Here is a 19,794-nt window from a genome sequence, read left to right on the forward strand (position 1 = left end):
CAGTAACACCAACAATGGAAAATGCCGAAGTAGTCGTGAAGTATCCACAAGCAAAAGAAGACGAAGTAGAAACAAAAACTATTACACGTACAATCAACTACCTAGAAAAAGGTACAAATAAAGTCTTGAAAGATCCAGCGGTACAAAGCGTGACGTTATCAAGAACAAAAACAACAAACAAAGTCACTGGAGAAGTTACATACGGAGAATGGAGCAAGGGCAGTTGGTCAGAAGTAATACCAGAATCAATAGCAAACTACAAAATTCCAAGTGTCACAAGAGTAGAAGCGACAGAAGTAACATCAACAACAGATGATAAAACAATTGATGTATACTATGAAGCAGATACAAAACCAGAGCCTAAGCCAGAGCCTAAGCCAGAGCCTAAGCCAGAGCCTAAACCAGAGCCTAAGCCAGAGCCTAAACTAGAGCCTAAGCTGGAACCAGCACCAGTTCCATCAACACCAGAGACTCCTGAACAACCAGTAGCTCCAGTGCAACCGGAACAACCAACAACTCCAACCCAACCTGCTGTTCCAACACCAGCTGAAACATCAGTAGAAACTGATTCAGCTACTCAACCAGCAACACCTAAATATGTTGAAGGTCAAAAAGAGTTACCTAACACAGGTACAGAAGCTAATGCTAGTCTAGCTGCACTTGGACTCCTTGGAGCTTTGAGTGGATTTGGACTTCTTGGACGCAAGAAAAAAGAAGACTAAAGATAGTTAGTTTTTAAGAAGATGATTCGTCATCTTCTTTTTTTATTTAGAGTGTTTTTACTTGCCTTAAAAATGATTTTCTAGTATAATAGTTTATTGTGAGCGAACCTCACTTACCCCTTGCAAAGACTTGGGGTCATTAGACCAAAAGGAGGAACATATCAATGGCTAAATACGAAATTCTTTATATTATTCGTCCAAACATTGAAGAAGAAGCTAAAAACGCTTTAGTAGCACGTTTTGACTCTATTTTGACTGACAATGGTGCAACTGTTGTTGAATCAAAATCATGGGAAAAACGTCGTCTTGCATACGAAATCCAAGATTTCCGTGAAGGACTTTACCACATCGTTAACGTTGAAGCAAATGACGATGCAGCTCTTAAAGAGTTTGACCGTCTTTCAAAAATCAACGCTGACATTCTTCGTCACATGATCGTCAAACTTGACGCGTAAGAAGGTAGATTATGATTAACAATGTTGTACTTGTAGGGCGTATGACACGTGACGCTGAGTTACGTTATACTCCATCAAATGTCGCAGTTGCGACTTTTACTCTTGCAGTAAACCGTACATTTAAGAGTCAAAATGGCGAACGTGAGACTGATTTTATCAATGTCGTTATGTGGCGCCAACAGGCTGAAAACCTTGCTAACTGGGCCAAAAAAGGCTCACTTATCGGGGTGACAGGTCGTATCCAGACTCGTAGTTACGATAACCAGCAAGGACAACGTGTCTACGTGACAGAGGTCGTGGCTGAGAATTTCCAAATGTTGGAAAGCCGTAGTGTGCGTGAGGGTCATACAGGTGGAGCTTACTCTGCACCAAGTTCAAACTATTCAGCGCCTACAAATTCAGTACCAGACTTTTCACGTGATGAAAATCCATTTGGAGCAACCAATCCTTTGGATATTTCAGATGATGATTTACCATTCTAATGGACAACTAAAATTATAAAGGAGAAAAAACATGGCTCAACAACGTCGTGGCGCATTCAAACGCCGTAAAAAAGTTGATTACATCGCAGCAAACAAAATTGAATATGTTGATTACAAAGATACTGAGCTTCTTAGCCGTTTCGTTTCAGAACGTGGGAAAATCCTTCCTCGTCGTGTAACAGGAACTTCAGCTAAAAACCAACGTAAAGTAACAACAGCTATCAAACGCGCTCGCGTAATGGCTTTGATGCCTTTCGTAAATGAAGATTAAAGAAAAGACCCTGACGGGTCTTTTTTTCATGAGCATTGAAATAAGAAAGCGAATTAAGACCCGGGTGGGTCTTTTTTTCACGAACCTTGAAATGAAAGAGCGAGTTGGGCTCTGGGTGGGCCTCTTTTTCATGAGCATTGAAGTGAGGGAGCGAATTAAGACCTAGGTGGGTCTTTTTTTCATGAGCACGAAAATAAGAAAGCGAATTAAGACCCCGACGGGTCTTTTTTTCAGGAGTTTTGAAATGAAAGAGCGAGTTGGGTCCGGTGGATTTCCTTTACCATCCTCTATGTTTTTTAACGATTTTGGAAATACAAAATGAATTAGCCTCTTATAGCTTGGTTCAGGCTTTGATAAGCTTTTTCTTGCTTTCTATAATATAAAAAGAGTTAAAGTTATTTCAGACGAGGAGAGACTTGGTGTAGATTTGTAATCTGTCTATGGATCTGACCTAATATTTTACATCAGATGTGAAAACATTCTAGACAGTACAGATGTCTGACATAGAAATCACACTCTATAAATGAACTATACTAGTCAAAATGATGATGATTTGGTTTTGTATGCAGTGAAGGAAATCCAATAGGAGACAAGGATATAATCGAAGATGTGGGATTTCTCTATTTTATGGTATAATGAAAAGAGTTAGATTGAAAGAGGTAGAGAGATGTATGCAAAATTAAGATATAAGGCAAAAAAGATAAAAATTGTCTTTTTTGATATTGATGATACATTACGAAATTCTAAGACGGGTTTTCTTCCAAACTCTATTCCAACAGTGTTTAAGCAGTTGAGAGAAAAAGGAATCATGACAGGAATTGCTTCTGGTCGTGGTATTTTTGGTGTTGTGCCAGAGATTCGTGAATTGAAACCAGATTTTTTTGTAACCTTAAACGGGGCTTATATTGAGGATAAAAAAGGTCAGGTCATCTATCAACATCTGATTGAAAAGAAGGTTGTTGAGGATTACATCTCTTGGACCAAGCAGGAAGGTATTGAGTACGGTTTAGTTGGTAGCCATGATGCTAAATTATCAACTCGTACGGATATGATTAGTGAAGCTATTAACCCAATCTATCCAAACTTGGATGTAGATCCTGACTTCCATGAAAAAGAAGATATCTATCAGATGTGGACTTTTGAAGATAAGGGAGATGGCTTGGAACTGCCTGACAGTCTCTCAGACAAACTTCGCATGGTTCGTTGGCATCAACATTCGTCTGATATTGTACCGATTTCAGGCTCCAAAGCGACGGGTGTGGAAAAGGTTGTGGAACACCTTGGCTTGAAACCAGACAACGTCATGGTTTTTGGAGATGGCCTCAACGACTTGGAACTCTTTGATTATGCTGGAATCAGTGTAGCCATGGGAATTTCTCATGATAATATCAAAGAAAAAGCAGATTATATTACAAAAACACTAGAAGAAGACGGCATTTTTGATGCCTTGAAAGAATTTGGTATGGTAGAAAAAGAATTACATTTCCCACAAGTTGATATTACAGCAGTAGAAGGTCCTTTAGCGATTATTAAAACAAATCATGGAGATTTGCGTATCAAGCTCTTCCCTGAACAGGCACCTAAAACAGTGGCTAACTTTGTTGCTCTTTCAAAAGATGGCTATTATGATGGAGTTATTTTCCATCGTATCATCAAAGATTTTATGATTCAAGGTGGAGATCCGACTGGTACAGGTATGGGTGGAGAGTCTATCTATGGAGAAGCTTTTGAGGATGAGTTTTCTGAAGAACTATACAATATACGTGGTGCCCTTTCAATGGCCAATGCGGGTCCAAATACCAACGGTAGCCAGTTCTTTATCGTGCAAAATCAACACTTGCCATACTCTAAGAAAGAGATTGCACGTGGTGGTTGGCCAGAACCAATTGCGGGAATCTATGCAGAACAAGGTGGGACTCCTCATCTAGATCGACGTCACACTGTTTTTGGACAATTAGTAGATGAAAATTCTTACGCTGTCTTGGATGAAATTGCTTCTGTAGAAACTGGCGCTATGGACAAGCCTATTGAAGATGTAGTGATTGAGACAATTGAAGTAGAGGATTAAAATGAAAATCGGTGATAAGTTAAAGGGACGAATTACTGGGATTCAGCCCTATGGAGCCTTTGTTGAGCTGGAGACAGGAGATACGGGACTGATTCATATTTCAGAGATTCGAACGGGGTTTATTGAAAATATCCATGAAGCTATAAAAGTAGATGAAGAAGTTCAAGTTCAGGTTGTTGATTTAGATGAATTTACTGGTAAGGCTAGTCTCTCTATCCGGACGCTAGAAGAAGAAAAGCATCAGTTACCGAGACGCAGACGCTTTTCAAGTGACCGAGTTCGTTTGGGTTTTTCTCCTTTGGGACGCATGATGCCTATTTGGACAAGAGATGCCCTACAACATCTAAAAAAGAAACAATAGAGAGGGAATTCCCTATTGTTTGTAATGTTAATATAAACATGTTATAATAATGCTATGGAAGAAGAACTATTATTAAAAGAAGGGGAGAGGATTAATCAACTCTTTTCAACCGATATCAAAATCATACAAAATAGAGAAGTTTTTAGCTATTCAGTAGATAGTGTTCTTTTGTCACGTTTTCCACGCTTTCCCAAAAGAGGATTAATTGTAGATTTTTGTGCTGGGAATGGGGCAGTGGGACTTTTTGCTAGTACCCGAACTCAGGCACAAATAGTGGCTGTAGAGATTCAGGAGCGATTAGCAGATATGGCTGAGCGTTCGGTTCGCTTGAATGGTCTGGAAGAGCAGATGGAGGTTATTTGTGATGACTTGAAAAATATGCCTTCGCGGATGCAGGGAAGTAAAGTGGATATGATTTTGTGTAATCCTCCTTACTTTAAGGTTGATCCCCACTCTAACCTTAATGAAAGTGAACATTATCTTTTGGCGAGGCATGAGATTACGACTAATCTGGAAGAGATTTGCCGCAGTGCTCAAAGTATTCTCAAGTCTAATGGACGTTTGGCTATGGTGCATCGTCCTGATAGACTATTGGATATTTTAGAAATGTTAAAAAAACATAATTTGGCTCCTAAACGTTTGCAATTTGTTTATCCTAAACGAGAAAAGGAAGCTAATATGCTCTTAATCGAAGCGATTAAAGACGGATCAACGAGTGGTTTTAAGGTTTTGCCTCCCTTAATTGTCCATAATAATGATGGTTCTTATACTCCAGAAATTGACGAGATTTATTATGGATCATAAGGCTTTCATGTATATAGTAGAATGTAGAGATGGTTCTTACTATACAGGATATACAACAGATGTCAAGAAACGAGTAGCTGTGCACAATAGTGGTAAGGGAGCCAAGTATACTAGGGCTCGCTTACCAGTGAAACTTATTTATGCAGAAGGTTTTGCCAGCAAGGAAGAAGCTATGTCAGCTGAGGCTCTGTTTAAACGAAAAAAGCGTCTGTTTAAAGAAAGTTATATCAGAGAACAGCAAGAAGCGAATCTGGCACTTTCTTTTTATAAAGAGTGAGGAGTTATTTGACTCCTCTTACTTTTGTCAAAAAGCGAAAAAAATGCTACAATAAAGAGAATAAACAAAATGAGGTATTATCATGTCTAAGATTCTAGTATTTGGTCACCAAAATCCAGACTCAGATGCCATTGGGTCATCTGTAGCTTTTGCTTATCTTTGCAAAGAAGTATATGGTTTGGATACAGAAGCAGTCGCTCTTGGAACTCCAAATGAAGAAACAGCCTATGTCTTGAATTATTTTGGTGTAGAAGCACCGCGCGTCATCACTTCTGCAAAAGCAGAAGGTGCAGAGCAAGTTATCTTGACTGACCATAATGAATTCCAACAATCAGTTTCAGATATCGCTGAAGTAGAAGTTTATGGTGTTGTGGACCACCATCGTGTTGCTAACTTTGAAACTGCAAGCCCACTCTACATGCGTTTGGAGCCAGTTGGTTCAGCGTCTTCAATTGTTTACCGTATGTTCAAAGAACATGATGTAGCTGTTCCTAAAGAATTGGCTGGTTTGATGCTTTCTGGCTTGATTTCAGATACCCTTCTTTTGAAATCACCAACAACACACCCAACAGATAAAGTTATTGCTCCTGAATTGGCTGAATTGGCTGGTGTGAACTTGGAAGAGTATGGTCTTGCTATGCTTAAAGCTGGTACAAACTTGGCAAGCAAGTCTGCTGAAGAATTGATTGACATCGATGCTAAGACTTTTGAACTCAACGGAAATAATGTCCGTGTTGCTCAAGTCAATACGGTGGATATTGCAGAAGTCTTGGAGCGCCAAGCTGAAATCGAAGCAGCTATGCAAGCGGCTAATGCTTCAAACGGTTACTCTGATTTTGTCTTGATGATTACAGATATCGTCAACTCAAACTCAGAAATCCTAGCACTTGGTGCGAACATGGACAAGGTAGAAGCGGCTTTCAACTTCAAACTTGAAAATAACCATGCTTTCCTTGCTGGTGCTGTTTCACGTAAGAAACAAGTTGTTCCTCAATTGACCGAAAGCTTCAATGCTTAATCCGTTGATGGAAGATTAGAACAGGAAAACACTTTTTCCAAATATCGAAAGGAGTTTCGACTCCTTTTTTTCTAGGAGTGAAGTATGTTAGAAAATGGCGATTTGATTTTTGTGAGAGATGAATCAGATATGGGACAGGCTATCCAGATTTCCACAGGTAACTATAGCCATGTTGCGATTTATTTGGATGGTATGATTTACCATGCTAGTGGACAGGCTGGTGTTGTCTGTCAAGAATCGGCAGGCTTCTTTGAGCCAAATCACTTATATGATATCTATGTCTACTCAGAAATGGATATCCAATCTGTGAAGGAAAGAGCTTGTAAACATCTTGGGGCACCCTACAATGCTTCTTTCTATCCAGATGGAGCTGGTTTTTACTGTTCCCAGTATATGGCAGCAATCCTCCCCATTTTTGAAACTATTCCCATGAAGTTTGGAGATGGTAATCAGGAAATTAGTGATTTTTGGAGAGAGTATTACAGAGAACTAGGTATGCCTGTACCTCTGAACCAGCCTGGAACAAATCCTAGTCAGTTGGCAACGTCCCCTCTTTTGAAATGTAAAGAAAGGAACCTTCATGATTCAGATTTTTAATCCTTCACGTTTGACGAGACAGCCGTTTTTTATGGGATTAGTTGCTTACCTTGATCAGCATTCTGATGTCATCTTACGTGAAATCAAGGCAACTTTCCCAGATGTGCCAGTTGATCGATTTTTGGAAGACTATATAAAGGCTGGTTTCATTCTACGGGAAAATAAGCGTTATTATCTTAATCTGCCTTTTTTAGAATCAGTAGATTCCCTTGAGCTTGATCAGCAAATTTTTTTGAGAGAAGAGAATCCAGTTTATCAAGCTTTGTTAGAGCAGAGTTTTGAGACGAAATTACGAAATCAAACCAATGCAGCTATTTTAGTTGAAAAGACGGACTTTGCGCGCACTAAAATGACCCTGTCCAATTATTTCTACAAGGTTAAACATCAGTATCCTTTGACAGAAAAACAGCAGGAACTCTATGCCATTTTAGGAGATGTTAATCCTGAGTATGCTCTCAAATATATGACGACTTTTTTGTTGAAATTTCTCAAAAAAGACCAACTTATGCAGAAACGCCGTGATATTTTTGTAGATAGTTTAGTCGTCCTAGGCTATATTGTGCAAAAGGAAGACGGAAAGTATGAGTTAGCTGTCAGATTTGATAAGGAAAGTCTAAGTTTTTATCTAGCATAGTATTCTGTTCTGAGCAGTTTGTTTGATTTAATGATATAATGAGTATATACTTAAAATAGCGATAACATATATCGGAATAAACCTAAAGGAGACAATCATATGTCACTTGAAAACAAATTGGAACAAGCAACAGGCGCTATCAAAGAAGGATTTGGTAAAGTTACTGGGGATAGCAAGACTGAAGCAGAAGGAGCTGTAGAAAAGACAGTTGCTAAGGCAAAAGAAGTAGTTGAAGATGCTAAGGGTGCTGTAGAAGGTGCTGTTGAAGGTTTGAAAAACGCTTTTAAATAAAGATAGAAAAAATCAAGGGTTTCATTTCCCTTGATTTTTTACTATCTTATAAATAATTTTCTGCGACGGCTGCATCTCCTGGATAGGCTTCTTTCTTGCCTTGAACGATTTGGTAGCAATCGGCTCCCTTACCAGCAATAATGACAGCATCTAATTCGTGATTTGTGATAGCCATTGCCGCTTTGATGGCTTCTTGGCGATCGGCAATCTTTTCAACAGGATGGTTGATATAACTACTGATTTCATCAGCAATCGCCATTGGATCTTCATAGTTGGGGTCATCAGCAGTCAGAAAGACTTGAATCTCAGGGTGTTGGTTTAGGAGGAGTCCAAAATCCTTACGGCGACTTTCTCCCTTGTTTCCAGTAGAACCTAGGACTAGGGCAATCTTGCCAGTCTGATGAGTTTCTACCACATTGATGAGTTTTTTTAGACTATCCCCATTGTGAGCGTAGTCGATGAAAACCTTGGCTCCGTTTTTCTGCGTGAGGACTTCCATACGACCAGGAACGCGGGTTGCAGCGATTCCTTTTTTGATGTCCTCAAGACTAGCTCCGAGACGGAGACAAGCAAGTCCAGCAGCAACTGCATTTTCTTGGTTGAAGTGGCCAATGAGTTGAATATCATAATCTCCAGCTAATTTTCCTGTAGCTGAGAAGCTAAAGGCTTTGGAATTCTCGATTTGGTTACTTGACTGACTACCATAGAAATCATGGTCTTGCTCTGCCACTTGTTCTTTCAAGATAGAAAAATGGTCCATGTCGCTATTAATGACAACTGCTCGGCTATTTTCCATGAGAAGTCGCTTGTGGTAGAAATAGTCTTCGAAGCTAGGGTGTTCAATCGGTCCGATATGGTCTGGGGTAATATTGAGGAAAACTCCCACATCGAAAGATAGTCCGTAGACTCGATTCACTAGATAGGCTTGACTGGAAACTTCCATTACCAGATGGGTTCTTCCATTCGTAACAGCTTGGGCCATCATATCAAAGAGATCGATATTTTCAGGTGTTGAGAAGGAAGATTTAAAGAAGGTCTTGCCATCTAGAGTTGTGTTCATGGTTGACAAGAGGGCTGTTGGGTAACGTTGAGATAGGATGTGATAAGCAAAGTAAGCTGCTGTTGTTTTTCCTTTTGTACCTGTGAAAGCGAGAATTTTGAGTTTCTCTTGTGGTTTACCATAGAATTCCATAGCAATCAAACTCATGGCTTTCTTGATATCGTTCACAACGATGACAGGAATACCGACCTCGTAGTCTTTTTCGGCGACGTACCAGGCTAAGCCCTGAGTTATAGCGGAAAGAAGGTATTCTTTTTTAAAGGCAGCACCTTTTGCAAAAAAAAGAGTGCCTTCTTTTACTTTTCGGCTGTCGTAACTGATGCTGTCAAAAACAACTTCGCTGTAGTTGTAGTGGTAGTGTCCTTGGTCGATAATCTCGCGGAAGAGACCATCTTTCTTTAATATATCTAATACGATTTCAATCTTTATCATACTTTATATTGTAAACCGAAAGTCTGAATTTTACAAGTAACAAGGAAAAGTTTATAATGGAAGATAAGGAACTTTTTCCTAGTTATCAAAAATGAATGAGGAAGTTATGTCTAATGAACACAATCATCAGCAGGTCCAGATGTTACGGGGGACTGCTTGGCTAACGGCTAGTAACTTTATCAGTCGCCTACTCGGGGCCATTTACATTATCCCTTGGTATATCTGGATGGGGTCTAATGCGGCTACAGCAAATGGTCTCTTCACCATGGGTTATAATATCTATGCTTGGTTTCTTCTGATTTCAACTGCAGGAATACCTGTTGCGGTTGCTAAGCAAGTAGCCAAATACAATACCATGCAAGAGGAAGAGCATAGTTTTTCTCTAATTTGTAGTTTTTTGGGATTTATGACTGGACTCGGTCTGTTTTTTGCCTTGATTTTATATCTGTTTGCCCCTTGGATGGCTGATTTGTCTGGTGTAGGTCAAGACCTTATCCCGATTATGCAGAGTTTGGCTTGGGCGGTTTTAATATTCCCTTCTATGAGTGTTATCCGAGGCTTTTTCCAAGGGATGAGCAACCTCAAACCTTACGCCATGAGTCAAATCGCTGAGCAGGTGATCCGTGTCATCTGGATGTTGGTGGCTACCTATATGATTATGAAAATGGGGTCAGGGGATTATTTAGCAGCTGTTACCCAATCCACTTTTGCAGCTTTTGTAGGTATGATTGCTAGCTATGCTATTTTGATTTATTTTCTTGCCAAGGAAGGACTACTCAAAAGAGTCCTTAAAACAGGAGATAAGATTAATAGTAAGCGTCTCTTAGTCGATACCATTAAGGAAGCCATTCCTTTCATCTTGACAGGGTCTGCCATCCAACTTTTCCAGATTCTGGATCAGATGACCTTTATCAATAGTATGAGCTGGTTTACCAACTATAGTAATGAAGACTTGGTTGTTATGTTTTCTTATTTTTCTGCCAATCCCAATAAAATCACTATGATTCTGATATCTTTAGGTGTTTCAATAGGAGGTGTTGGTATCCCTCTGTTGACCGAAAATTATGTCAAAGGTGACTTAAAGGCGGTCTCTAGATTGGTCCAAGACAACCTTGTCATGCTTTTATTGTTTTTATTACCAGCAACAATAGGGATGGTGATGGTCAGTGAATCTCTTTATACAGTCTTTTACGGTAAGCCAGATAGTTTAGCTTTGGGATTATTTATATTTGCAGTTCTGCAGTCAACCATTCTAGGTCTCTATACGGTCTTGTCACCAATGCTTCAGGCTATGTTCCATAATCGTAAGGCAGTACTTTACTTTGTTTATGGTTCAATTGCAAAGTTGCTCTTACAGATACCAAGTATCTATCTCTTTCAAAGTTATGGGCCTTTGATTTCGACGACAATAGGTCTGGTCGTTCCCATTGTCTTAATTTATCGTGAAATCTGTCAGATAACGGGTATGAGATCGAATGTGGTTTTTAAAAGAACTATTCTAATCAGTCTATTAACTCTTACTATGTTTCTTCTTGTTGGATTTGTGCAGTGGATTCTGGGATTTTTCTTCCAACCAAGTGGTCGATTATGGAGTTTTCTTTATGTAGCGCTTGTTGCTATTTTAGGGGGCAGTCTTTATGGAGTTATGAGTCTTCGTACTCATTTATTGGATAGAGTTATTGGGAAAGCACAGGCTGACCGTTTAAGAATGAAATTTAGATTAACTTAAAAATATTTTATAAATAAAAGGAATAATTTGAACGTTCTTATCATGGAATGTTTAGATTATTCTCTTTTTATTAATTTATAGTATATTTTTATAATTTTTAGCTAGTCATTTTGTTTTTTCTTAAATTTTTCTTAAAAAAACTATTGACTAAATAAAACCTGTAATGTATAATAAGACAAATATTTAAATCAGGAGGTTCTGGAGATGAAAAAGTCTAAAGCCAAGTATGCAACACTTGCAGGTGTCGTGTTAAGTGCAGGTATTTTGTTAAGTGCCTGTGGAAATTCTAGCACAGCATCAAAAACATACAATTATGTTTACTCAAGTGATCCATCTAGTTTGAACTATCTAGCAGAAAACCGTACAACAACCAGTGATATCGTGGTTAATTTGGTAGATGGGCTCATGGAAAATGACCAATATGGGAACTATATCCCATCCTTGGCAGAGGATTGGAGTGTTTCTCAAGACGGTTTGACCTATACCTACAAGCTGCGTAAGGAAGCGAAATGGTATACTGCAGATGGAGATGAATATGCTCCAGTAACTGCTCAAGATTTTGTCACTGGGCTGAAATACGCTGCTGATAAAAAATCAGAAGCCTTGTACTTGGTGCAAGAATCCGTTGCTGGTTTAGATGACTACATTAATGGTAAAACGAAAGACTTTTCAACTGTTGGAGTTAAGGCTCTTGATGACCAAACCGTTCAATATACCTTGGCACGACCAGAACCTTACTGGAACTCAAAAACAACTTCAACAATTCTCTTTCCTCTTAATGCGGATTTCTTGAAATCAAAAGGGGATGATTTTGGGAAGGTAGATCCATCTAGCATTTTGTACAATGGGCCTTTCTTGATGAAATCCTTTGTTTCAAAATCAGTTATCGAGTACAAGAAAAATCCGAATTACTGGGATGCTAAGAATGTCTTTGTAGATGATGTGAAATTGACTTACTTTGATGGTAGTGACCAAGATGCACTAGCACGTAACTTTATGGAGGGTGCCTATAGTTATGCTCGTCTTTATCCAAATAGTTCAAGCTTTGAAGGGATAAAAGAAAAGAATAAGGACAATATCGTATATAGTATTCAAGATGCCACTTCTTACTACTTAAACTTTAATCTTGATAGAAAATCTTATAAATTCACTTCTAAGACAAGCGATGCTGAGAAGAAATCGACTCAGGAAGCCGTTCTTAATAAGAACTTCCGTCAAGCTATTAACTTTGCCTATGACCGTACAGCCTATGGTGCCCAATCTCAAGGTGAAGATGGTGCTACTAAGATTTTGCGTAACTTGGTTGTTCCTCCGACATTTGTAACGGTAGGTGGTAAAGACTTTGGGGCAGTTGTATCTGAAAAGATGGTGAACTATGGCAAGGAATGGCAGGGTATGAATTTTGCCGATGCCCAAGATCCATACTACAATCCAGAGAAAGCCAAGGCCAAATTTGCAGAAGCCAAGAAAGAATTAGAAGCTAAGGGTGTAACATTCCCTATCCACTTAGATAAAACTATAGAGTTGACCAATAAGGCTGAAATTCAAGGAATCAATTCCATGAAGCAATCAATTGAGTCTGTCTTAGGTGCAGAAAATGTTGTGATTGATGTCCACCTACTTTCTACAGAGGACTATGATAGTTCAGGTTATCTAGCTCAAACTGCAGCTCAGAAAGATTACGATCTTTATAATGGTGGATGGAGTGCGGACTACCAAGACCCATCAAGCTATCTTGAAATCTTTAATGTGAAAAGTGGTGGAGTTCTACAAAACTTAGGTCTAGAGCCTGGGGAAGTTAATGACAAGGCTAAGGCAGTTGGACTAGATACTTACACTCAGATGTTAGAAGATGCTAATAAAGAGCAAGATCCAGCAAAACGTTATGAAAAATACGCTGAGGCTCAAGCTTGGTTGGTAGATAGCTCACTAGCAATTCCAAACGTATCCCTTGGTGGTACACCAACTTTGAGAAAAACAGTTCCTTTCTCTAGCCCATTCTCATTGGCGGGTAATAAAGGAATCGAATCCTATAAATACCTCAAATTACAAGATAAAACAGTTACAAAAGATGAATATGAAAAAGCTAAAGAAAAATGGCTGAAAGAAAAAGAAGAATCTAATAAAAAAGCTCAAGAAGAGTTAGCAAAACATGTCAAATAAGGATTTTTCAAGAAAAACGATGGTTTCGAAGGAAACTGTCGTTTTTTATAGGATGACGGCAAATTTGGAAGAAAAGTGCTTACATTTTTTAATTTGTTTATCAGATTTATGATATAATGAATATAATAAAAGTTATGAGAAGTTATTTTCGAAATTTTATCAGAGCTAATTGAAGGATACCTATATCAAGTTGACTTTGTAGGAGGGATTCCGTCTACTGAAAAAGTAAGATAAAACGCAATAATTGATAAGTTCTTCTTTTATGTGAAGAGTCCTTATCTGCCTATTTACTAATCGTTATGGAGGTAACATCATGGGCGCTATTATGGAGTTTGCAACAGAAAAACAGATTGAATCATTTCTTTCAACATGTCATATCGAGGAACAAAGGAACTTTCTGATGGCTTTCAAGAAAAAGACATGGTTGAAATCCTTTATTGATTTTTTCATTATAGGAGGTAGTTACTATGTTCAGTCGAGTGTGAAGCCTAAGATTATAGCATTCACACCTAAGGGTATCTACTTGATGGACATCAGTGATGTAACTGAAAATCGTTCTCATCAAGTCGTAGAGATGCCTTGGAATCAAGTTCAAGATTTTACTTATCAGACAGCCTTAAATGCAGTTAAGTTGAATTGGAACTATCAAAATGAAGCCTATATTTTTTCCGTGGATGTCGGTCAGATTAGTCAGCGTATGGGGCAGTATCAATTTAACAAAGAGCATTATGACTATTTAGCCCAACACGATTTCTTTCGGTCTAAGTAAGGCCTAGTAATCATCGTCACAAAAGAATCTAGAAGCTTTTCTGGATTCTTTTTTTTGTTTTAGTCGATAAGTCTATAGTTTGAAACTATAACTAGCTCTTGAAAAGAAGAAAATGAGTTGATGTAAATAAGTGGTACAATAGTTTTATAGATTTGGAGGAATTGTATGAGCAAAGAATTACACATTAACACAATTTTGGCCCAGGCGGGTATTAAGTCAGATGAAGCGACAGGTGCACTGGTGACACCGCTTCATTTTTCAACGACCTATCAGCATCCAGAGTTTGGTCGATCTACTGGGTTTGACTATACGCGCACCAAAAACCCAACTCGTAGTAAGGCTGAGGAAGTCTTGGCAGCTATTGAGTCCGCAGATTATGCCCTAGCGACTAGCTCAGGGATGTCAGCTATTGTACTGGCCTTTAGCGTCTTTCCAGTAGGAAGTAAGGTCTTGGCAGTGCGTGATCTTTACGGTGGTTCTTTCCGCTGGTTCAATCAAGTGGAGCAGGAAGGTCGTTTCCATTTTACCTATGCCAATACAGAAGAAGAGTTGATTGCCGAGTTAGAAAAAGATGTGGATGTTCTCTATATCGAAACACCAACCAACCCTTTGATGTTGGAATTTGACATCGAAAAACTAGCAAAATTGGCTCATGCTAAGGGTGCTAAAGTGGTGGTGGACAATACCTTCTACAGTCCGATCTACCAACGTCCAATTGAAGATGGAGCGGATATCGTTCTTCATTCAGCAACCAAGTATCTAGCAGGCCACAATGATGTCTTGGCTGGAGTAGTTGTGACCAATAGTTTAGAACTATACGAGAAGCTTTTCTACAATCTCAATACGACAGGAGCAGTCTTATCGCCATTTGACAGTTATCAATTGATTCGTGGTCTCAAGACCTTGTCTCTTCGTATGGAGCGCTCAACAGCCAATGCCCAAGAAGTGGTTGCTTTTTTGAAGAATTCTCCAGCAGTCAAGGAAGTTCTCTATACTGGTCGTGGGGGCATGATTTCCTTTAAAGTAGCGGATGAAACACGCATTCCGCATATCTTGAACAGCCTCAAGGTCTTCTCTTTTGCAGAAAGTTTGGGTGGGGTGGAAAGTCTGATTACTTATCCAACGACACAAACTCACGCTGATATTCCAGCAGAAGTGCGTCATTCTTATGGTTTGACTGATGATCTCTTGCGTTTATCAATCGGTATTGAAGATGCTAGGGATTTGATTGCAGATTTGCGCCAAGCCTTGGAAGGATAAGACGAAGATGGGAAAATATGATTTTACAAGCCTACCCAATCGTTTAGGTCACCATACCTATAAATGGAAAGAGGCAGAAACGGATAGTGAAGTCCTACCAGCTTGGATAGCGGATATGGACTTTGTGGTCTTGCCTGAAATCCGCCAGGCCGTGCAAACTTATGCGGATCAATTGGTTTATGGCTATACTTATGCCAGTGAAGAGTTAATCAAGGAAGTTCAAAAGTGGGAAGCTACACAACATGGGTATCACTTTGACAAAGAAGCTCTTGTCTTTATCGAGGGTGTGGTACCGGCCATCTCAACAGCTATTCAAGCCTTTACAAAAGAAGGCGAAGCGGTTCTGATTAATACACCTGTTTATCCACCTTTTGCTCGCAGTGTCAAGTTGAACAATCGCAGATTGATTACCAATTCTTTGGTGGAAAAGGATGGTCTGTTTGAGATTGACTTTGACCAACTTGAAAAGGATTTGGTGGAAGAGGATGTCAAACTTTACATTCTCTGCAATCCTCATAATCCTGGTGGACGTGTGTGGGAAAAAGAAGTGTTGGAGAAGATTGGCCAACTCTGCCAAAAACACGGTGTTTTGCTAGTTTCAGATGAAATTCACCAAGATTTGGCCCTCTTTGGTCATAAACACCAGTCTTTCAATACCATTGATCCAGCCTTTAAAGATTTTGCGATTGTCTTGAGCAGTGCTACTAAAACCTTTAACATTGCTGGGACAAAAAATTCCTATGCCGTCATTGAAAATCCTAAGTTGAGACGGGCTTACCAGAAACGCCAGTTGGCCAATAATCAGCATGAAATTTCAGGTTTGGGTTATTTGGCGACAGAAGCTGCCTATCGCTATGGGAAGGATTGGTTAGAGGAACTCAAGCAAGTCTTTGAAGACCACATCCATTATGTGGTGGATTTATTTGGAAAAGAGACCAACATCAAGGTCATGAAACCGCAAGGAACCTACTTGATTTGGCTTGATTTTTCAGCCTATGACCTGACTGATGAAACATTGCAAGAGCTGTTGAGAAATGAAGCCAAGGTTATCCTTAACCGTGGTTTGGATTTTGGGGAGGAAGGAAGTCTCCATGCTCGACTCAATGTAGCCATGCCTAAATCTTTGTTGCAAGAAGTTTGTCAGCGGATTGTGACCACTTTTGCCAAACTTTAAAAATCCAGCCTTCTAGGAGAAAAGTCTTCCTAGGAGGCTATTTTCATAGGGGAAAATATGGTATAATAAAAAGATAAGGTAAAGGTAGAAATATGGCTAAATTGATTCCGGGGAAAGTCCGTATCGAAGGCGTTGCCCTTTATGAAACTGGTAAAGTTGATATCATCAAGGAAAAAAATAATCGGCTCTACGCTCGCGTTGCAGAAGAAGAACTACGCTATAGTTTAGAGGATGATTTGGTTTTTTGTGCCTGTGATTTTTTCCAAAAAAGGGGCTACTGTGTGCATCTGGCAGCGCTAGAGTATTTTCTGAAAAATGATGAGCGTGGCCAAGAAATTTTGCAGAGTCTGGAAGAAGGTCATGAAGAAAAAGAAGCCGTTGAAACCAAGGTGACCTTGGGTGGCAAATTTTTGGAACGAGTCTTGTCTCCAAAATCAGAACGCGCCTATGAATTATCCGCTGTGGGACAAGTGGAAGCAGGAACCAATCATATCTTGTGGACCCTTAGAATCGGGCAAATCAATAGTCAAAAATACTATGTTATTCGGGATCTTCCACTCTTTTTAAAAGTTGTCGAGCAGCGAAAGTCGTATATGATTGGCAAGATCTATGAGGAATCCTTGTCTTGGGAGTCCTTTGATGAAGCCAGCCAAGAACTTCTGATTTTCTTGCGCGGACTAACGGAGGAAGGACTGGCTCCAGACCTCTTTTTTCAAAATCAAGGTCGGCACCTCTTTTTCCCTCTGACCTTTTTTGAGCAGGGTGTAAATTTACTGATGACCTTGCCCCATTTTCAATTTGACCATCAAGTGGATAGTTACCAAACCCTACTTTTTCAGGATTTGCATGCAGGTGCTAATCTCTTTGCCTTTACAGTAAAAGAATACTCGGATTATTTTGAAATGGAAATCAGTGAGAGTCCAAGGGTCAATGTCTTTTATCAGGGAGCTGTGCTTTTCCATAGAGGGCAGGTTTATTTTCTAACTGACCAGCAGTTGCATCTTCTCAAAGAAATCAAAGCACTGCCTTTGGATCAACATGGAAAGAAATACCTGCAATTTGATAGCAGTGACCGAGATAAGTTGGCTTCCTGTCTAACTCTCTTTAGCCAGATGGGGACCGTTTCAGCTCCAGAACGCTTACAAATCAAATCCTTTGCGCCCTCTTTTTACTTTGATAGGGAAGAAGACGATCGGATTCGACTAGAAATCCAGTTTGATTATGGGGATAGGCAAGTATCAAGCCGAGAAGAGCTAGAAGAATTACCATTTTCAAGTGATGCTGACAAAGAAGGAAAAGTATTTCAACTTTGTTTAGCGGCAGGCTTTGAAGCCGATTTTCAATCTTGGCGTCAGGCCTTAAAAGCGGAGTCCGTCTATCATTTCTTCCATGAAATCATTCCAGTTTTTGAAAAACTAGGGAGTGTCCTATTATCAGAAAGAGTAGAAGAACTTTATCAATTAGCTAGTCCTCAAATTCAAATCGCCTCAAAGGGAGGACTATTGGAGATTCAATTTGATTTCCAAGATATTGGTCAAGAGGAAATCGACCAAGCCATGCAGGCTTTGCTTGCCAGTCAGGATTTTTATATTGGCGCTTCTAAACAAGTTTTCTTTTTTGATGAGGAAACCAAAACGATTCGTCAGAATTTACAAAATCTGGGGCTTTTTGAACTGAAAGATGGCTGTTTACAGGTTCGGAAATCATTGGCCTATACCTTGTCCCACCTCTTTGAAGGACATGATCGTGTTTCTTTTTCTGAAGAGTTTCAGAACTTGGCTCATGATTTGACGCATCCGGAAGATTTTCCCCTGCAAGGGGTTCAAGTCGAGGCTAACTTGCGAGATTATCAGGAAAAGGGGATTCGTTGGTTACAGATGCTCCATCATTATGGTTTTGGTGGGATTTTAGCTGATGATATGGGACTTGGTAAAACCCTTCAGACCATTGCTTTTTTGACTAGTCAAGTGACAAAAGAAAGTCGGGTATTGATTTTAGCTCCGTCTGGTTTGATTTACAACTGGGCAGATGAGTTTGAGAAATTTGCTCCACACTTGGATGTGGCTGTTGTTCATGGTTTGAAAGCTGGTCGTGAAGAGATTCTTGCCGAGAGTCATCAAATCTATGTGACGAGCTATGCTACCTTCCGTCAGGATAGTGAGTTTTATCAGGGGATGTCCTTTGATTTCCTCTTTTTAGATGAGGCTCAGGTTATGAAAAATACCCAGACCAAGATTGCCCAGACCTTGAGACAGTTTGTAGTACCAGCAGTCTTTGCCTTATCAGGAACTCCTATTGAAAATCATTTAGGTGAGCTTTGGTCTATTTTCCAAATCGTCATGCCAGGACTTTTACCAAGCAAGAAAGAATTTATGAAATTGCCAGCTGAGCGTGTGGCCCAGTTTATCAAGCCCTTCGTGATGAGACGTAGGAAAGAAGAAGTTCTGACTGAATTGCCAGACTTAATCGAAGTAGTTTATAAGAATGAACTGGAAGACCAGCAAAAGGCCATCTACCTAGCTCAGTTGCAACAGATGCGAGAACGTTTGTCTCAAGTTTCAGATCAGGAATTCCAACGAAGTCGAGTGGAAATCTTGTCTGGTCTGATGCGCTTGCGTCAAATTTGTGATACCCCAGCTCTCTTTATGGATGATTATCAGGGAGCTAGCGGTAAACTGGATAGTCTTCGAGATTTACTGGTACAGGTGGCAGACGGTGGCCATCGGGTCTTGATTTTTTCCCAATTTAAAGGAATGTTGGAAAGGATCGAAAAAGAACTGCCAGACTTAGGATTGACTTCCTTTAAAATAACAGGTTCAACCCCAGCTAAGGAAAGACAGGAGATGACTAAATCCTTTAATCAGGGAGATAGAGATGCCTTTCTGATATCCCTTAAGGCTGGGGGTGTCGGACTAAATCTGACCGGAGCTGATACGGTTATTTTGGTCGATCTCTGGTGGAATCCTGCTGTAGAAGCCCAGGCTATTGGTCGTGCCCATCGAATGGGACAGAAAGAAATGGTTGAAGTTTATCGTCTTGTGACTAAAGGAACAATAGAAGAAAAAATACAGGAACTTCAAGAACAAAAGAAACATCTTGTTTCTCAAGTGTTAGATGGGACAGAGTCTCGTGGCAGTCTAACATTAGCAGAAATTCGAGAAATTTTGGGAATTTCTTAAGCCAGTACTTGAAAAATCAAGACAATACGCTATAATGAAGTGTTGAAA

19 protein-coding genes are annotated in these 19,794 nt (G+C 39.7%); 18 read left to right on the top strand and 1 reads right to left on the bottom strand.

The window, feature by feature from the left end:
* Positions 1-14: 14 nt before the first annotated feature.
* The 12 genes from QZ114_RS05480 (at position 15) to QZ114_RS05535 (ending at position 7,980) form a co-directional block, all read left to right on the top strand.
* Positions 15-722 (top strand): LPXTG cell wall anchor domain-containing protein, encoded by a 708-nt coding sequence (locus QZ114_RS05480; RefSeq protein ID WP_295500746.1) that lies wholly within the window; start codon positions 15-17, stop codon positions 720-722.
* Positions 723-886: 164 nt separating this feature from the next.
* The gene (gene rpsF / locus QZ114_RS05485) at positions 887-1,177 is read left to right on the top strand and encodes a 30S ribosomal protein S6 (RefSeq protein WP_001151782.1); all 291 of its coding nucleotides are present in this window, start codon (positions 887-889) and stop codon (positions 1,175-1,177) included.
* An 11-nt stretch (positions 1,178-1,188) separates the two neighbouring features.
* A complete protein-coding gene (ssbA, locus tag QZ114_RS05490; RefSeq protein WP_049510307.1) occupies positions 1,189-1,659 on the top strand; it encodes a single-stranded DNA-binding protein SsbA in 471 nt (156 codons plus the stop codon).
* Between the two features lie 31 nt (positions 1,660-1,690).
* Positions 1,691-1,930, top strand: a complete 240-nt coding sequence (rpsR, locus tag QZ114_RS05495; RefSeq protein ID WP_000068662.1) for a 30S ribosomal protein S18 — start codon at positions 1,691-1,693, stop codon at positions 1,928-1,930.
* A gap of 667 nt (positions 1,931-2,597) precedes the next feature.
* On the top strand, positions 2,598-3,998 hold the full coding sequence (locus QZ114_RS05500) for a bifunctional Cof-type HAD-IIB family hydrolase/peptidylprolyl isomerase (RefSeq protein WP_295500687.1): 1,401 nt from the start codon (positions 2,598-2,600) through the stop codon (positions 3,996-3,998).
* A gap of 1 nt (position 3,999) precedes the next feature.
* The gene (locus QZ114_RS05505; RefSeq protein ID WP_295500690.1) at positions 4,000-4,359 is read left to right on the top strand and encodes a S1 RNA-binding domain-containing protein; all 360 of its coding nucleotides are present in this window, start codon (positions 4,000-4,002) and stop codon (positions 4,357-4,359) included.
* 54 nt (positions 4,360-4,413) lie between these two features.
* Positions 4,414-5,163 carry a tRNA1(Val) (adenine(37)-N6)-methyltransferase gene (locus QZ114_RS05510; protein ID WP_295500693.1) on the top strand — a complete coding sequence of 250 codons (750 nt, stop codon included), beginning with the start codon at positions 4,414-4,416 and terminating at the stop codon, positions 5,161-5,163.
* Positions 5,153-5,440: a GIY-YIG nuclease family protein gene (locus tag QZ114_RS05515; protein WP_295500696.1), complete on the top strand. Its 288-nt coding sequence runs from the start codon at positions 5,153-5,155 to the stop codon at positions 5,438-5,440. Before QZ114_RS05510 ends, QZ114_RS05515 begins: the two co-directional genes overlap by 11 nt.
* An 82-nt stretch (positions 5,441-5,522) precedes the next feature.
* Positions 5,523-6,458, top strand: a complete 936-nt coding sequence (locus QZ114_RS05520) for a manganese-dependent inorganic pyrophosphatase (RefSeq protein ID WP_295500699.1) — start codon at positions 5,523-5,525, stop codon at positions 6,456-6,458.
* An 84-nt stretch (positions 6,459-6,542) separates the two neighbouring features.
* Complete coding sequence (locus QZ114_RS05525; RefSeq protein WP_295500702.1) at positions 6,543-7,055, top strand: YiiX/YebB-like N1pC/P60 family cysteine hydrolase; 513 nt, start codon at positions 6,543-6,545, stop codon at positions 7,053-7,055.
* Positions 7,039-7,689 (top strand): DUF1803 domain-containing protein, encoded by a 651-nt coding sequence (locus QZ114_RS05530; protein WP_295500705.1) that lies wholly within the window; start codon positions 7,039-7,041, stop codon positions 7,687-7,689. Before QZ114_RS05525 ends, QZ114_RS05530 begins: the two co-directional genes overlap by 17 nt.
* A gap of 99 nt (positions 7,690-7,788) precedes the next feature.
* Positions 7,789-7,980 carry a CsbD family protein gene (locus QZ114_RS05535; protein WP_000051184.1) on the top strand — a complete coding sequence of 64 codons (192 nt, stop codon included), beginning with the start codon at positions 7,789-7,791 and terminating at the stop codon, positions 7,978-7,980.
* Positions 7,981-8,026: 46 nt separating this feature from the next.
* Here QZ114_RS05535 and QZ114_RS05540 read toward each other — a convergent pair whose 3' ends face one another.
* Complete coding sequence (locus QZ114_RS05540; RefSeq protein WP_295500710.1) at positions 8,027-9,472, bottom strand: UDP-N-acetylmuramoyl-L-alanyl-D-glutamate--L-lysine ligase; 1,446 nt, start codon at positions 9,470-9,472, stop codon at positions 8,027-8,029.
* 106 nt (positions 9,473-9,578) lie between these two features.
* Here QZ114_RS05540 and QZ114_RS05545 point away from each other — a divergent pair, with 106 nt between their 5' ends.
* The 6 genes from QZ114_RS05545 (at position 9,579) to QZ114_RS05570 (ending at position 19,746) form a co-directional block, all read left to right on the top strand.
* Positions 9,579-11,201 carry a polysaccharide biosynthesis protein gene (locus QZ114_RS05545; RefSeq protein ID WP_295500713.1) on the top strand — a complete coding sequence of 541 codons (1,623 nt, stop codon included), beginning with the start codon at positions 9,579-9,581 and terminating at the stop codon, positions 11,199-11,201.
* A 204-nt stretch (positions 11,202-11,405) separates the two neighbouring features.
* A complete protein-coding gene (locus QZ114_RS05550; protein ID WP_295500716.1) occupies positions 11,406-13,364 on the top strand; it encodes a peptide ABC transporter substrate-binding protein in 1,959 nt (652 codons plus the stop codon).
* 313 nt (positions 13,365-13,677) lie between these two features.
* The gene (locus QZ114_RS05555; protein ID WP_295500720.1) at positions 13,678-14,133 is read left to right on the top strand and encodes a hypothetical protein; all 456 of its coding nucleotides are present in this window, start codon (positions 13,678-13,680) and stop codon (positions 14,131-14,133) included.
* A gap of 165 nt (positions 14,134-14,298) precedes the next feature.
* Entirely contained in the window at positions 14,299-15,393 is a 1,095-nt protein-coding gene (locus QZ114_RS05560) for a cystathionine gamma-synthase (RefSeq protein ID WP_295500723.1), read from the top strand.
* Positions 15,394-15,400: 7 nt separating this feature from the next.
* Complete coding sequence (locus QZ114_RS05565; protein ID WP_295500726.1) at positions 15,401-16,567, top strand: MalY/PatB family protein; 1,167 nt, start codon at positions 15,401-15,403, stop codon at positions 16,565-16,567.
* A 92-nt stretch (positions 16,568-16,659) separates the two neighbouring features.
* Positions 16,660-19,746, top strand: a complete 3,087-nt coding sequence (locus tag QZ114_RS05570; protein ID WP_295500728.1) for a DEAD/DEAH box helicase — start codon at positions 16,660-16,662, stop codon at positions 19,744-19,746.
* Positions 19,747-19,794: the final 48 nt, after the last annotated feature.

The organism is uncultured Streptococcus sp. (assembly GCF_901875575.1).
Classification (GTDB): Bacteria; Bacillota; Bacilli; order Lactobacillales; family Streptococcaceae; genus Streptococcus.

What these genes read in the sequence shown, in the direction of transcription:
- QZ114_RS05480 (WP_295500746.1), top strand. Translation starts at nt 15, where the DNA reads ATGGAAAATGCCGAAGTAGTCGTGAAGTATCCACAAGCAAAAGAAGAC.
- rpsF (WP_001151782.1), top strand. Translation starts at nt 887, where the DNA reads ATGGCTAAATACGAAATTCTTTATATTATTCGTCCAAACATTGAAGAA.
- ssbA (WP_049510307.1), top strand. Translation starts at nt 1,189, where the DNA reads ATGATTAACAATGTTGTACTTGTAGGGCGTATGACACGTGACGCTGAG.
- rpsR (WP_000068662.1), top strand. Translation starts at nt 1,691, where the DNA reads ATGGCTCAACAACGTCGTGGCGCATTCAAACGCCGTAAAAAAGTTGAT.
- QZ114_RS05500 (WP_295500687.1), top strand. Translation starts at nt 2,598, where the DNA reads ATGTATGCAAAATTAAGATATAAGGCAAAAAAGATAAAAATTGTCTTT.
- QZ114_RS05505 (WP_295500690.1), top strand. Translation starts at nt 4,000, where the DNA reads ATGAAAATCGGTGATAAGTTAAAGGGACGAATTACTGGGATTCAGCCC.
- QZ114_RS05510 (WP_295500693.1), top strand. Translation starts at nt 4,414, where the DNA reads ATGGAAGAAGAACTATTATTAAAAGAAGGGGAGAGGATTAATCAACTC.
- QZ114_RS05515 (WP_295500696.1), top strand. Translation starts at nt 5,153, where the DNA reads ATGGATCATAAGGCTTTCATGTATATAGTAGAATGTAGAGATGGTTCT.
- QZ114_RS05520 (WP_295500699.1), top strand. Translation starts at nt 5,523, where the DNA reads ATGTCTAAGATTCTAGTATTTGGTCACCAAAATCCAGACTCAGATGCC.
- QZ114_RS05525 (WP_295500702.1), top strand. Translation starts at nt 6,543, where the DNA reads ATGTTAGAAAATGGCGATTTGATTTTTGTGAGAGATGAATCAGATATG.
- QZ114_RS05530 (WP_295500705.1), top strand. Translation starts at nt 7,039, where the DNA reads ATGATTCAGATTTTTAATCCTTCACGTTTGACGAGACAGCCGTTTTTT.
- QZ114_RS05535 (WP_000051184.1), top strand. Translation starts at nt 7,789, where the DNA reads ATGTCACTTGAAAACAAATTGGAACAAGCAACAGGCGCTATCAAAGAA.
- QZ114_RS05540 (WP_295500710.1), bottom strand. Translation starts at nt 9,472, where the DNA reads ATGATAAAGATTGAAATCGTATTAGATATATTAAAGAAAGATGGTCTC.
- QZ114_RS05545 (WP_295500713.1), top strand. Translation starts at nt 9,579, where the DNA reads ATGTCTAATGAACACAATCATCAGCAGGTCCAGATGTTACGGGGGACT.
- QZ114_RS05550 (WP_295500716.1), top strand. Translation starts at nt 11,406, where the DNA reads ATGAAAAAGTCTAAAGCCAAGTATGCAACACTTGCAGGTGTCGTGTTA.
- QZ114_RS05555 (WP_295500720.1), top strand. Translation starts at nt 13,678, where the DNA reads ATGGGCGCTATTATGGAGTTTGCAACAGAAAAACAGATTGAATCATTT.
- QZ114_RS05560 (WP_295500723.1), top strand. Translation starts at nt 14,299, where the DNA reads ATGAGCAAAGAATTACACATTAACACAATTTTGGCCCAGGCGGGTATT.
- QZ114_RS05565 (WP_295500726.1), top strand. Translation starts at nt 15,401, where the DNA reads ATGGGAAAATATGATTTTACAAGCCTACCCAATCGTTTAGGTCACCAT.
- QZ114_RS05570 (WP_295500728.1), top strand. Translation starts at nt 16,660, where the DNA reads ATGGCTAAATTGATTCCGGGGAAAGTCCGTATCGAAGGCGTTGCCCTT.